The sequence below is a fragment of the Pseudomonas sp. EpS/L25 genome, assembly GCF_001512295.1.
Lineage (GTDB): Bacteria > Pseudomonadota > Gammaproteobacteria > Pseudomonadales > Pseudomonadaceae > Chryseomonas.
In genome coordinates, this window is record NZ_LNUP01000015.1 from 746,934 (window position 1) to 759,059 (window position 12,126).

12 protein-coding genes, 1 tRNA gene and 1 pseudogene are annotated in these 12,126 nt (G+C 66.1%); 4 read left to right on the top strand and 10 right to left on the bottom strand.

Annotation, left to right across the window (positions count from 1 at the left end; translation table 11 throughout):
• Position 1 precedes the first annotated feature (1 nt).
• The gene (locus tag AR540_RS19950; protein ID WP_059231330.1) at positions 2-895 is read right to left on the bottom strand and encodes an SDR family oxidoreductase; all 894 of its coding nucleotides are present in this window, start codon (positions 893-895) and stop codon (positions 2-4) included.
• Positions 896-1,117: 222 nt separating this feature from the next.
• Between AR540_RS19950 and AR540_RS25805 the strand changes: the two genes are divergently transcribed.
• Complete coding sequence (locus AR540_RS25805; protein WP_177339263.1) at positions 1,118-1,273, top strand: hypothetical protein; 156 nt, start codon at positions 1,118-1,120, stop codon at positions 1,271-1,273.
• 156 nt (positions 1,274-1,429) lie between these two features.
• Here AR540_RS25805 and AR540_RS19955 read toward each other — a convergent pair whose 3' ends face one another.
• From AR540_RS19955 to AR540_RS19975, 6 genes and pseudogenes are all read right to left on the bottom strand, one after another.
• Entirely contained in the window at positions 1,430-1,684 is a 255-nt protein-coding gene (locus AR540_RS19955; protein WP_059231332.1) for a hypothetical protein, read from the bottom strand.
• 72 nt (positions 1,685-1,756) lie between these two features.
• Positions 1,757-2,620, bottom strand: coding sequence for a methyl-accepting chemotaxis protein (locus AR540_RS26655; protein ID WP_442963808.1), 864 nt, complete (start codon positions 2,618-2,620; stop codon positions 1,757-1,759).
• Positions 2,615-3,397: pseudogene (locus tag AR540_RS26660) on the bottom strand (MCP four helix bundle domain-containing protein); the annotation flags it as partial. The pseudogene AR540_RS26660 and the gene AR540_RS26655, both read right to left, overlap by 6 nt.
• 116 nt (positions 3,398-3,513) lie before the next feature.
• Positions 3,514-4,455, bottom strand: a complete 942-nt coding sequence (locus AR540_RS19965) for a Gfo/Idh/MocA family protein (protein ID WP_059231336.1) — start codon at positions 4,453-4,455, stop codon at positions 3,514-3,516.
• A gap of 223 nt (positions 4,456-4,678) precedes the next feature.
• Complete coding sequence (locus tag AR540_RS19970) at positions 4,679-5,752, bottom strand: saccharopine dehydrogenase family protein (RefSeq protein WP_059231338.1); 1,074 nt, start codon at positions 5,750-5,752, stop codon at positions 4,679-4,681.
• Positions 5,753-6,045: 293 nt separating this feature from the next.
• Positions 6,046-7,107: a PQQ-dependent sugar dehydrogenase gene (locus AR540_RS19975; protein WP_082707073.1), complete on the bottom strand. Its 1,062-nt coding sequence runs from the start codon at positions 7,105-7,107 to the stop codon at positions 6,046-6,048.
• 130 nt (positions 7,108-7,237) lie between these two features.
• Here AR540_RS19975 and AR540_RS19980 point away from each other — a divergent pair, with 130 nt between their 5' ends.
• On the top strand, positions 7,238-7,729 hold the full coding sequence (locus AR540_RS19980) for a hypothetical protein (protein ID WP_059231342.1): 492 nt from the start codon (positions 7,238-7,240) through the stop codon (positions 7,727-7,729).
• A 4-nt stretch (positions 7,730-7,733) separates the two neighbouring features.
• On the opposite strand, the gene AR540_RS19985 is transcribed toward AR540_RS19980, so the two are convergent.
• The 3 genes from AR540_RS19985 to AR540_RS19995 all read right to left on the bottom strand — a co-directional run bounded on the left by AR540_RS19985 (position 7,734) and on the right by AR540_RS19995 (position 8,808).
• Positions 7,734-8,051, bottom strand: coding sequence for a DMT family transporter (locus tag AR540_RS19985; protein WP_059231344.1), 318 nt, complete (start codon positions 8,049-8,051; stop codon positions 7,734-7,736).
• A gap of 159 nt (positions 8,052-8,210) precedes the next feature.
• Positions 8,211-8,597 (bottom strand): hypothetical protein, encoded by a 387-nt coding sequence (locus AR540_RS19990; protein WP_059231347.1) that lies wholly within the window; start codon positions 8,595-8,597, stop codon positions 8,211-8,213.
• A gap of 134 nt (positions 8,598-8,731) precedes the next feature.
• A tRNA-Arg gene (locus AR540_RS19995) sits at positions 8,732-8,808 on the bottom strand.
• Positions 8,809-9,148: 340 nt separating this feature from the next.
• Here AR540_RS19995 and gabD point away from each other — a divergent pair.
• The gene (gene gabD / locus AR540_RS20000) at positions 9,149-10,597 is read left to right on the top strand and encodes an NADP-dependent succinate-semialdehyde dehydrogenase (RefSeq protein ID WP_059231349.1); all 1,449 of its coding nucleotides are present in this window, start codon (positions 9,149-9,151) and stop codon (positions 10,595-10,597) included.
• Positions 10,598-10,829: 232 nt separating this feature from the next.
• Positions 10,830-12,110 (top strand): 4-aminobutyrate--2-oxoglutarate transaminase, encoded by a 1,281-nt coding sequence (gabT, locus tag AR540_RS20005; protein WP_059231351.1) that lies wholly within the window; start codon positions 10,830-10,832, stop codon positions 12,108-12,110.
• The last annotated feature ends 16 nt before the right edge of the window (positions 12,111-12,126 follow it).

A 12,126-nucleotide genomic window follows, 5' to 3' on the forward strand; every position in this document is an offset into this window, starting at 1 on the left:
CTTAGCCCATGCCTCCGGTAGCGCCATAGACCTCACCGGTCACATAGCTCGACTCCTGGGAGGCCAGCAGCACATAGATGGGCGCCAGTTCCGCCGGCTGGCCGGGACGCTTGAACACCGTCCCGCCACCGAAGCTGGGAATCTTCTCCTGGGGCTGGCCACCGCTGGGCTGCAGCGGCGTCCAGAAGGGGCCGGGGGCCACGGCGTTGACGCGGATGCCCTTGCTGGCGACCTGCTTGGCCAGCGCCTTGGTGAAGTTGGTGATGGCCGCCTTGGTCGAGGCGTAGTCCAGCAGGAACTCCGAAGGCTGGGTGGCCTGGATCGAGGTGGTGTTGATGATGGCGGCACCGGCCGGCAGGTGCGGCAGCGCGGCCTTGCACAGCCAGAACAGGGCGTAGACGTTGGTCTTGTAGGTGGCATCGAACTGCTCGGTGGTCAGCTCGGCGATGTCCTGCACGGCGGTTTGCTTGCCCGCCACGTTGACCAGGATGTCGAGCCCACCCATGGCCTCCCTCGCCTGGGTCACCAATTGCGTACAGAAGGCTTCGTCCTTCAGGTCTCCGGGAACGCAGACAGCCTTGCGACCCTCGGCTTCTACCAGCTTGACCACCTCCTGGGCGTCAGCCTCTTCCTCGGGCAGGTAGTTGAGCACCAGATCGGCACCCTCCCGGGCGTAGGCAATGGCCGTGGCCCGACCGATGCCGGAGTCCGCGCCGGTGATCAGCGCCTTGCGTCCGGCCAGCCGGCCGAAGCCCTTGTAGCTGGTCTCGCCATGGTCGGGACGCGGCTGCATCACCTGGGCCAGGCCGGGCGCCTCCTGGGGCTGCTTGGGAAATTCCGGCTGGGGATACTGGGTGAGGGGGTTCTGCATGGCGTACTGGTTGTCGCTGGACATGACATCTCCTGAAGCGATGAGAAGGGCGCTGAATGGCCCCTTTTCGATGACGTTCAAGGAAATGGAAAGGCAAACCGCGGTCGAGGTTCCCTGCGGTCCGCGGAAGACGTATCTGTTTCGACAGCCTTCTTACCCAGGCTTTACTCCCGGCTACGGTTCTTTCGCCAGCACCAGGCGTCCAAGGACAGGAACGAGGGGAGGTCCCTCTGCAGGAGAAGGTCGATGTGGGTGAAGAGCTGCAAGGTGGCCGTGCTGGCCTTACTGCTGTCGCTGTCCGGTTGCTGGTGGTTCATGCCACCGCCTGGCGGCGGTGGCCATGGCGGGCCGGGCGGTCATGGTGGACCCGGGGGCGGCCCGGGTTTTGTCGGTCCGCGCTAGGCTTTGTCTGAAAAGTGCCTGCGCATCGGTGATGCTGCGTTAAAAATCAACTCGGAATGCTCATTTACCACTCGTAAACTCGAGCGCGAGTCCGATCCGCTTCCTCGCTGATTTTTGCCTTGCCTCACCTTCGCTCGGCGACTTTTTAGACAAGCCTTAGGGCTCGACGGGCTCCAGGCGCAGGGCGGCACCGGTACGCCGGAGGGTGAGGATGTCGGCCTCGCGACAGCCGATCAGGTCTCCCGCGGTGGTGCGCAACTGGTCATCCTCCAGCTGGGCATAGGGCGCCGGCTGGGTGCCGTCGCCCGCGACCATGATGTACAGCTGGCCACAGAGCAACTGACCCGCCAGCCGGCCATCGTCCAGGCTGATCAGGCGATAGCTGCGGCGGGCGTCGTAGGTGAAGCGCATGGGAGCATCCATTCTGGGTGTCCAGCTCAGAACCGCGCCGCCGCGCAATGTTCCCGCGGGCGGGGCTTGGACTCAGAGGCGGAACTGCGCCACCAGTCCCTGGAAGGACGTCGCCAGGCGCGACAGTTCCTGGCTGGAGGCGGCGGTCTGCTGCGCCCCGGTAGCGGTCTGGGTCGACAAATCCTGGATGTTCACCAGGTTGCGATCCACCTCGCGGGCCACCTGGGCCTGCTCCTCGGCAGCGCTGGCGATCACCAGGTTGCGCTCCTCGATGCGCGCCACGCCTTCGGTGATGCGATCCAGCGCCGCGCCGGCGCGATTGGCGCGTTGCTGGGTGTCGTCGGCCAGGGCCTGGCTCTTGTGCATGGCGCTCACCGCTTCTTCGGCACTGCCACGCACCGCACCCATCATGCGCTCGATCTCGCCGGTGGAGCCTTGGGTGCGGTGGGCGAGGGCGCGCACCTCGTCCGCCACCACGGCGAAGCCACGGCCCTGCTCGCCGGCACGGGCGGCCTCGATGGCGGCGTTGAGCGCCAGCAGGTTGGTCTGCTCGGCGATGCCACGGATCACTTCCAGCACCTGGCCGATCTCGCGGACCTGGCCCTCCAGGGTCTGCACCTTCTGGGTGGAGTCGCCGATCTCGCGGGTCATCACCGTCATGGCCTGGGCAGCCTGCAGCACCTGTTCGCGGCCCAATTGGGCCTCGCGGCTGGTTTCCTGGGAGGCGGTGGAGGTGGAGACGGCGTTGCGCGCCACCTCTTCCACGGCGGCGGTCATCTCGTTGACGGCGGTGGCGGCCTGTTGCACCTCATCGTGCTGGCGCACCTGGCCGCGGGAGGCTTCCTCGGTGACCGCATGCAGCTCTTCGGCGGCCGTGGCGAGCTGGCTGGAGGCCCCGGCCATCCGCTGCACGGTATCCTTCAGGCTGCGCTGCATGCCGCCCAGGGCCTGTAGCAATTGGCCGGCTTCATCGCGGCGCGTGCTCTGGATGGTCTGAGTCAGGTCGCCCTGGGCGACGCGCTTGGCGCTGGTCACGGCTGCGCGGATCGGCGTGACGATCATCCGGGTGATGACGATACCCAGCGCCAGGGCGCAGACCAGGGCCAGCAGGATGCCGCCGCCCAGGGTCCAGAGCGCCTGTTGGTAGGTCGTGACCGCCAGGGCGCCGGATTCGGCGCCCTGGCGCTTGTTGGAATTCACCATGATCTTGAACGAGGCCATGGTCTTGCGATAAACGGGCTGCACCTGGTCGTTCAGCAACTGCGCCGCGCCATTCGTATCCTTGGCGGCGAGGCGCGCCAGGACAGTCTCGGTCCCGGCGATATAGCTCTGCCAGTCCTGCATGAAGGCATCCCCGGCGGCCTTTTCATCGGGCTCCAGGGGCGTCTGGCGATAGTCGGCGAAGGGCTTCTCGGCATCGGCCTGGTTGCTACGCAGTGAGGCGATGACACGATCCTGCTCGGCCTGGGGAGCATTGCCATAGACCATCGACAATAGGCGGAACAGATCGCGGTTGTGGCCGATCACGTTGCTCTTGGTGTCGTTGAGCTGGGTGATGGACCTCATATTGTTGTTCAACACCGAGTCCAACAGGGTGTTGAGGCTGCCGATGCCGCGCAGGCCGATCGCCCCGATACCGAGGGTGATGAGGCTGCACAGGCCGAAAGCAATGGCCAGCTTTTTCGCCAGCGCCAGATTGTTGAACCAGACCATGAACCTGTCCTTTGAGCCGAGGAAAACCGAGTCGCGCAGTGGATGCCCTGGCTATCGGCACTCGTCAGACGAGCTTTAATTCAGTCAGACGATTTGCCGGGAGCGTCGCTGGCCATTCAGGTTCGCCGGTAGAGGTCGTCCAACAGGCGATTGGCCGCCAGGGCGTCGGCCAGGCTGGCCAACTCCGGGCGTGTGCGGCCAAGCAGGTGATCGAACACCGCCGTGGCGCCCTGCGGGACCCCGGGCGCCACGTCGTCGGCCAGCACTTGCTGGTTCCCCTGGGCGTCGTGCCGCAGCAGGCGTCCCGCGGAGAGCTCCAGGGTTCCCGCGCTGCCATCCAGGCGGATGGCCAGCCGCGGACCGCGCAGGGCGGCACTGGCGCGCAGATGGATCGGCAGGTCTCCCGCCCACAGCAGTGCCTCGCCGCCATGATCCAGCGGCCAGCGCGCGTCCTGCTCCAGCCGGCAATGCTCCACCGTCAGCGGCTGGTTGGTGAGCCAGGTGCTGAAATCCAGCAGATGCACCGCCAGATCGCCAAAGGTGCCGTAGCCCATGCGCTTCTCGTCCAGGTGGGCCGGCCACTCGCTCAGCCAACCCTCCAGCAGCCCCGGATGGCCCGCCGTCAGCGACAGGTGCGAAAGGGTGCCGATGGCGCCGTCCCGCGCGAGCTGGCGCAACTGCTGCAAGGCCGGGTCGGTGCGCAGATAGAAACCGCTGAAAAATGAGCGCCCGGCGAGTCGCTCGGCCAAGGATCTGGCCCGCTCGGCCGAGACGGCCAGCGGCTTCTCCACGAACAAATGACGGGCGCGGGGCAGCAGGGCGGTCACCGCCGCTTCGTGGTCGTCGATGGCGGTGGTGACGAAGGCCAGATCTACCGGGGGCAATTGGGCGAAGTCGTCCAGCACCGGCAGGCCATGGGGCGCGGCCAGTCGTTGGGCCCGGGCAGGATCGCGTTCGCTGGCTACGGCCACCACGCGCACGCGCGGATCGGCCAGGCTGGTGTCCAGGTAGTCCTGGGCGTGGATCTGTTCGCAACCGACGATGGCGACGCTGAGCATGAAAAGGGGTCCTCTAAGAAGCTGTTCACGATCTCGCGAGCTAGAGCCAAACAAGGCCTAGGCGGCCCCACGAAAACACCTGAGGAAGCGGAGTTTACGAGTAGTAAATGAGCATTCCGAAGGGCTTTTCAACGCCGTTTGGTCGACGCGCAGCAGATCGTGAACAGCTTCTAACGGTGGTCGTACCCTTATGGACCCCAAATGCGCCGCCAGGCTTCGTCGATCAGACCGGTTGATAGGCCTTGCCGAAGCGGTTGGCCAGGAAGGCGTCCATGTCCACCTGCTCCTGGGCGATGAAGCCGCGCTGCGGCAGCTTGCCTTCGCGGAACAGGTCCAGGGCGGTGCAGATGCCGGCGGCGGTGGTGATCTGGATGGCGCTGGTCAGTCGACCGTCGCGCTCGGCGGCGAAGATCTTGCGGCTGAACACCTCTTGTACCAGCTTGCCGCCGCGCAGGCCGCTGACGGTGACGAACACCAGCACCACGTCCTGCATGGTGGTGGGCACGGCGCCGCGCAGGATGTCCTTGAGCTGCTCCTGGTCATTCGCCAGGCGCAGGTCTTCCAGCAGGAACTTCATCAGGTCGCGGTGACCGGGATAGCGCACGGTCTTGTAGTCGAGGGTTTCCACCTGGCCCTGCAGGGTCTCGCAGAGGGTGCCCAGGCCGCCCGAGGTGTTGAAGGCCTCGTATTCCACGCCATCCAGGGAGAAGTGCTCCAGGCCTTCCAGCGGCTGCACCAGTTGCAGCTCGCCGTTGCGCACCGCTTCGCACGGGTGGCAGTACTCGTTGACCAGGCCGTCGACGCTCCAGGTCAGGTTGTATTTCAAGGCATTGGTGGGGAATTCCGGCAGGGCGCCGACGCGCATCTTCACCTCGCGCACGCTGTCGAAACGCTTGGCCAGCGAATGGGCGGCGATGCCGATAAAGCCCGGCGCCAGGCCGCACTGGGGCATGAAGGCATTGCTCGCGCCCTCGGCCAGTTGGCGGATGGTCTTGGTCGCCTTCACGTCCTCGGTCAGGTCGAAGTAGTGGGTATTGGTGGCCTTGGCCGCCTGGGCCACGGGAATCGCCAGGTGATAGGGCAGGGCATTGAGTACCACGTCCTGATCGTCCAGGGCGGCGGCCAGGGCGCTGGCATCGGCGGTATCCAGGGGGCGGGTCTGTACGCCCAGGGCCGCGATGGCCGCCAGGGCGCGTTCGTCACGATCCGCCACCGCCACCTGGTAGTCGCCACTGGCATGCAGCAATTGCGAAATGGTGTAGCCGATGTGGCCGGCGCCGAGCAGGGTGACTTTCATGGCGGATCCTCCGTGGTTGGAGGTTCCAGCTTAAGAAGCGGCGCGGTCGAATGTGAGCGTCAGAGCGTCGAGTCGTTGTCTCTTGTTTGACGAGTCGTCGGGATTTTCGTCGTTTCGACGAAGAGCCTCGCTTCAGGCACCGTAAACCTCCCGTAGGAGCGGCCCATGGCCGCGATAACAGAGTGTGAAGCGGCAGCGGCGCAGACTACCCGTCACATCGCGGTCATGGACCGCTTCTACGGGCTGCGTGGCCGCATCGGCGGACCGCCACCGACGTACCCCGCCAGCCGCCCCTAGCCCGGCACCACCCGCAACACCTGGCCTTCCTCGCCATCGGTGAGCAACCAGAGAGTGCCGTCCGGTCCACTGCGCACGTCGCGCAGGCGCTGGTCCAGCTCCTGGAACAGCAACTCCTGCTCGCCCGGCACGCCGTTCACCAAGGGCACCCGCCGCACCGCCTTCTCCCGTAGCGCCGCTACGAACAGGCTACCGCGCCAGGCGGGAAAGCCCGCGCCGTCGTACCAGGTCAGACCGGCCGGGGCGATGGAGGGCGTCCATTCCAGCAGCGGCGGCGCGATGCCCGGCAGCTCGCGAAAGGGCGAGATGCGCGCGCCGGTGTAGTCCACGCCGCCGGTGGTCAGCGGCCAGCCATAGTTGGCCCCGGCACGGATCAGGTTCAATTCATCGCCGCCCTTGGAGCCATGTTCGTGCTCGTACAGCGCCTGGCGCTCGGCCACCCACACCAGGCCCTGGGGATTGCGATGGCCGAGGCTGTAGATCTCCGGCAGGGCGCCAGGGCGGTTGACGAAGGGGTTGTCCGGCGGCACGCCGCCGTCGCGGGTGATGCGCACGATCTTGCCCAGATGGGTATCCAGCCGCTGGGCGTCGGTGCGCTCCACATTGCCGTCCCCCAGGGCGATGGCCAGGGTGCCGTCGCCGAGCAGCGCCATGCGTGCGCCGAAGTGCTGGCCGAAGGCCTTGGCCGGTTGGCTGGTGAAGAGGGTGCGGACCTCTTGCAGACGCGTGCCGTCCAGCCTGGCCCTCATCACCTTGAGATGATTGGCCTGGCGCGTGCCTGCCGCGTAGGACAGATAGAGCAGTCGGTTGGTGGCGAAGTCCGGGTCCGGCAATACCTCGAACAACCCTGCCTGGCCTTCGCTGTACAGTTCGGGCAGGCCACTCACGGCTTCCGTCTGCAGGCCGAGTCGGCCGCGGCCGTCCGGCACCAGAACGCGCAGACGGCCAACGCCCTCGGTCAGCAGCGCCCGGCCATCGGGCAGGAAGGCCAGCGACCAGGGCCGCTGCAATCCGCTCGCCACCGTCTCGATCCGGTAGGCCGGTGCAGCCAGGGCCAAGGATGCCCCCAGCAGCGCGCCCAGCACCGCGAGCCAGGCCCAGTATCGGGAAGCTTTGCGTAACGACTGAGGTCTACCCCAGGCATCGGCTTTCGCTACCCTCATCGTTTCTCGTCGAGACTGTCCGCTCATGTCGAATTCGCTCTGGCGCTCCTGGTTGAAACCCCGCTCGCTGCTGGCCTTCGCCGCGGCGCTGCTGCTGGCCGCCGCCTGGGGCAGCCTGGTGCAGACCCAGTACAATCTCGCCGCACTCCAGGGACTCGAACTGCCCATAGATGGCGCGACCCGCTGGCGTACCTCGCTGCAGGATCTGCTCGGTTTCGGACCCGTCTACGCCGCCATCGTGCTCGCCGCCTGGTTACCAGCCTTTGCCGCGGCGTTCTGGCTCGCTCGTCGTAGCGGTCCCTACCGTGCCTGCCTGCTGCCGCTGGCCACCAGCGTCAGCCTTATCGTCGCCATCCGCCTGATCGACGCCTTCGCGCCCATACCGGTGCTGATCTATGCCACCCGCACCCTGGATGGCCTGCTGGCGATGGCCGTGGGCGGCCTGCTCGGCGGCTTGCTGTTCATCTGGCTGGCTCGCCCGCGGCCCACGCAGGCGAAGGTGGACATCACGCCTTGAAGCGTCAGGACGAGGTCAGCTTCATCAGCACCAGGCCGCTGACGATCAGCGCCGCGGCCAGGAGGCGCAACGGACTCGCCGCCTCGCCCAGCAGCAGGACGCCCACGCTGAAGGCGCCCACGGCACCAATGCCGGTCCAGATCGTATAGGCGGTGCCCAGCGGCAGGCTGCGCATGGAGATCGACAGCAACGCCACGCTCGCCACCATGGCGACCAGGGTGATCAGCGTCGGCGTGACCCGGGTGAAGCCCGCCGACTGCTTCATATAGAACGCCCAGACCACCTCGAGCAGTCCCGCGCATATCAGATAGAACCAAGCCACGAACGGCCTCCTGTGACACCGGGCCGTCCCGGAACGCTGCCCACCGATCTTGGGGGCGTCCCCAGGGCTGGAAGAGCAGGGCGGCAAGACCTCACCGCCGGATCGGCTGCGCTATCCTAACGGTCGCGCCCGGGCCTTTCGACCCGTAGGGCTTGTCGCCTAGTGCGGCTTGCAAATCTGCTCGGCGATCCCATCGAACTCCCGATCGAAACTGGCCCGCTCCGCCGCGCTCAGAAAGCCTTGCTGCTTGACGAAGGCATCGCTCCGCTGCCGCACCTGAGCGATGCGCTCGCTGAACTGGTTCGCCTGCTGCTGACTGATTCGCCTGGCGATCCGCGCCGTGCTCACATCCGCCTGCAGCACATTGGCGCGCATGGAGAGATGCGCCTGCAGCGGATCGCTGATCGACCCACCCAGCTCGCCCGGCAAGGCGCGTTGTTGCTCCAGGTCGCAGCTTGGCAGACCAAGATCGTCGGGGCGATCTTGCTGCAGGGTACAGGCGCCCAGGGCGAGGGGCAGCAACAGGAAGGGAATCAGCGATTTCATCTTGGCCTCGTCGACAGGTGAGACGTGCTTGAGAGCTCGCTCTAAGCGCTTGGTTCAGCCGCCAGAAACGACAAAGCCCGCTCGATGGCGGGCTTTTTTACGTTCACCGGACCATGACGGCGGTGAACGGGAGATGGCGCACTCGGCGGGATTCGAACCCACGACCCCTGCCTTCGGAGGGCAGTACTCTATCCAGCTGAGCTACGAGTGCAGCGATTCGGTGACGCTGAATCGGTCGCCATCATACTCACCTTGCTCCTGACCGTCCATGCCCGAATGCACGATGTTGTTGATTTTGAACGAGTGTTTCTTCGGTGGCAGACGAGCCTGGATAAACAGTGGGACAGCCGGTGAGAAAACCTCCCGATCGCACTTGCACAGGGGTTCAGGATTCTCCTAGGATGCGTTCAATATTTCGAACGCTTGTGGCGGTTCGGACGTTCAACGCGGGCACTGAACGGTGGCCAGTCCACCGGTTCCAAGCCTGACTTCATCGCAGGCGCAGGGGTGCCATGCCCTTGCTTCCGGCCCTTTCAGCCAAGGAGACCGTAATGCAGCTCAAAGATGCTTCCCTGTTCCGCCAGCAAGCCTATGTCGACGGCGCCTGGATCGACGCCGACAGCGGCGCCAGCGTCAAGGTGGACAACCCCGCCACCGGCGAGACCCTGGGTACCATTCCCAAGCTCGGCCGCGCCGAGACCAGGCGTGCCATCGATGCCGCCAACCGTGCCCTGCCGGCCTGGCGTGCCCTGACCGCCAAGGAGCGCTCGGCCAAGCTGCGGCGCTGGTACGAGCTGATGATCGAGAACCAGGATGACCTGGGCCGCCTGATGACCCTGGAGCAGGGCAAGCCGTTGGCCGAGGCCAAGGGCGAGATCGCCTATGCCGCCTCCTTCATCGAGTGGTTCGCCGAGGAAGCCAAGCGCATCTATGGCGACACCATCCCCGGCCACCAGGCCGACAAGCGCATCCTGGTGATCAAGCAGCCCATCGGCGTCACCGCCGCCATCACGCCGTGGAACTTCCCCACCGCGATGATCACCCGCAAGGCCGGCCCGGCCCTGGCCGCCGGCTGCACCATGGTCATCAAGCCCGCCAGCCAGACCCCGTACTCGGCGCTGGCCCTGGCCGAACTGGCCGAGCGCGCCGGCATTCCCAAGGGCGTACTGAGCGTGGTCACCGGCTCTGCCACCGAGATCGGTGCCGAGCTGACCGAAAACCCCATCGTGCGCAAGATTTCCTTCACCGGCTCCACCGAGATCGGTGCCAAGCTGATGGAGCAGAGCGCGCCCACCATCAAGAAGCTGTCGCTGGAACTGGGCGGCAACGCGCCCTTCATCGTCTTTGACGACGCCGACCTGGACAAGGCCGTGGAAGGCGCCATCGCCTCCAAGTACCGCAACGCCGGCCAGACCTGCGTTTGCGTCAACCGCCTGTACATCCAGGACGGCGTCTACGACGCCTTCGCCGAGAAGTTCAAGGCCGCCGTGGCCAAGCTCAAGGTCGGCAACGGCCTGGAAGAGGGCGTGACCATCGGCCCGCTGATCGACGCCAAGGCCGCGGCCAAGGTCAAGGAGCACATCGACGACGCCGTGAGCCAGGGCGCCAAGGTCATCGCCGGGGGCAAGGCCCACGCCAATGGCGGCAGCTATTTCGAACCGACCATCCTCGCCGAGGTGCCGCGCAGCGCCAAGGTGTCCAAGGAAGAGACCTTCGGCCCGCTGGCGCCGCTGTTCCGCTTCAAGGACGAGGCCGAGGTCATCGAACTGGCCAACGACACCGAGTTCGGCCTGGCCTCCTACTTCTATGCCCGCGATCTGTCCCGCGTGTTCCGCGTCGCCGAGGCGCTGGAGTACGGCATGGTCGGCATCAACACCGGCCTGATCTCCAACGAAGTCGCACCCTTCGGTGGCGTCAAGGCCTCGGGCCTGGGCCGCGAAGGCTCCAAGTACGGCATCGAGGACTACCTGGAGATCAAGTACCTCTGCCTGGGCATCTGATCCGCTTTCAGCAGAACCTGCTGGGCTTCGCTGCGCTCAGCCCGACCTATGTACCGTCGTAGGTCGGGCTGAGACGGCTCTACCGTCGAAGACCATCGGCCCCAGCCGATGCAGCGCTTTCCCCCGGCGCGGATGCCGGGCCGTTGGCAGTCGATCATCGTATGCTGCCCGGAATCCAGTCCGCGCTTTTTCCCGTAGCCGGCCGCACGATGAGCGGCCATCGAGGACTGCAATGAGCCACACCAATGATTCCCTGATGCACCGTCGCAGTGCCGCCGTCGCCCGTGGCGTTGGCCAGACCCACCCGATCTTCGTCGCCCGTGCGGAGAACGCCAAGGTCTGGGACGTCGAAGGCAACGAATTCCTGGACTTCGCCGGCGGCATCGCCGTGCTCAATACCGGTCACCTGCACCCGCGCGTGGTGGCAGCCGTGCAGGAGCAACTGACCAAGGTCTCCCACACCTGCTTCCAGGTGCTGGCCTACGAGCCCTACGTCGAGGTCTGCGAAAAGCTCAACGAACTGGTGCCGGGCAACTTCCCGAAGAAGAGCGTGCTGTTCAATTCCGGCTCCGAGGCCGTGGAGAACGCCATCAAGATCGCCCGCGCCGCCACCCAGCGCGCCGGCGTCATCGCCTTCTCCAGCGCCTATCACGGCCGCACCATGATGACCCTGTCGCTGACCGGCAAGGTCGCGCCCTATTCGGCCGGCATGGGCCTGATGCCTGGCGGCGTCTATCGCGCGCTCTATCCTTGCGAACTGCACGGCATCAGCGTCGATGACGCCATCGCCAGCGTCGAGCGCATCTTCAAGAACGATGCTGCGCCCGGCGATGTGGCCGCCATCATCCTCGAACCGGTGCAGGGCGAGGGCGGCTTCTATGCCGCGCCGAAGGAATTCATGCAGCGCCTGCGCAAGCTGTGCGACACCCATGGCATCCTGCTGATCGCCGATGAAGTCCAGTCCGGCGCCGGTCGTACCGGCACCTTCTTCGCCATGGAGCAGATGGGCGTCGATGCCGACCTGGTGACCTTCGCCAAGTCCATCGCCGGTGGTTTCCCGCTGTCGGGCGTGACCGGTCGCGCCACGGTGATGGATGCCGTCGCTCCCGGCGGCCTGGGCGGTACCTATGCCGGCAGCCCCATCGCCTGCGCCGCGGCCCTGGCGGTGATCGAGACCTTCGAGCAAGAGAACCTGCTGGATCGCTCCAAGGCAGTGGGCGAACGCCTAACCGCCGGCCTGCGCGAACTGGCCGCCAGGCACCAGCAGATCTGCGACGTGCGGGGCCTGGGCGCCATGATCGCCATGGAGCTGGGCAAGGGTGGTGACATCGAGCAGCCCGATGCCGAGCTGACCAGCCAGATCGTGGTCCGCGCGCGCCAGAAGGGCCTGATCCTGCTTAGCTGCGGCAGCTACGGCAACGTGCTGCGCATCCTGGTGCCCCTGACCGCCAGTGACGACGAGCTGGATCGTGGCTTGGCCATTATCGGCGAGTGTTTCGCCGAATTGGCCTGAGTGCTAGCCGGCCGCC

Coding starts and splice junctions, on each gene's coding strand:
- AR540_RS19950 (WP_059231330.1), bottom strand. CDS start 895: ATGTCCAGCGACAACCAGTACGCCATGCAGAACCCCCTCACCCAGTAT.
- AR540_RS25805 (WP_177339263.1), top strand. CDS start 1,118: ATGTGGGTGAAGAGCTGCAAGGTGGCCGTGCTGGCCTTACTGCTGTCG.
- AR540_RS19955 (WP_059231332.1), bottom strand. CDS start 1,684: ATGCGCTTCACCTACGACGCCCGCCGCAGCTATCGCCTGATCAGCCTG.
- AR540_RS26655 (WP_442963808.1), bottom strand. CDS start 2,620: ATGCAGCGCAGCCTGAAGGATACCGTGCAGCGGATGGCCGGGGCCTCC.
- AR540_RS19965 (WP_059231336.1), bottom strand. CDS start 4,455: ATGCTCAGCGTCGCCATCGTCGGTTGCGAACAGATCCACGCCCAGGAC.
- AR540_RS19970 (WP_059231338.1), bottom strand. CDS start 5,752: ATGAAAGTCACCCTGCTCGGCGCCGGCCACATCGGCTACACCATTTCG.
- AR540_RS19980 (WP_059231342.1), top strand. CDS start 7,238: ATGTCGAATTCGCTCTGGCGCTCCTGGTTGAAACCCCGCTCGCTGCTG.
- AR540_RS19990 (WP_059231347.1), bottom strand. CDS start 8,597: ATGAAATCGCTGATTCCCTTCCTGTTGCTGCCCCTCGCCCTGGGCGCC.
- gabD (WP_059231349.1), top strand. CDS start 9,149: ATGCAGCTCAAAGATGCTTCCCTGTTCCGCCAGCAAGCCTATGTCGAC.
- gabT (WP_059231351.1), top strand. CDS start 10,830: ATGAGCCACACCAATGATTCCCTGATGCACCGTCGCAGTGCCGCCGTC.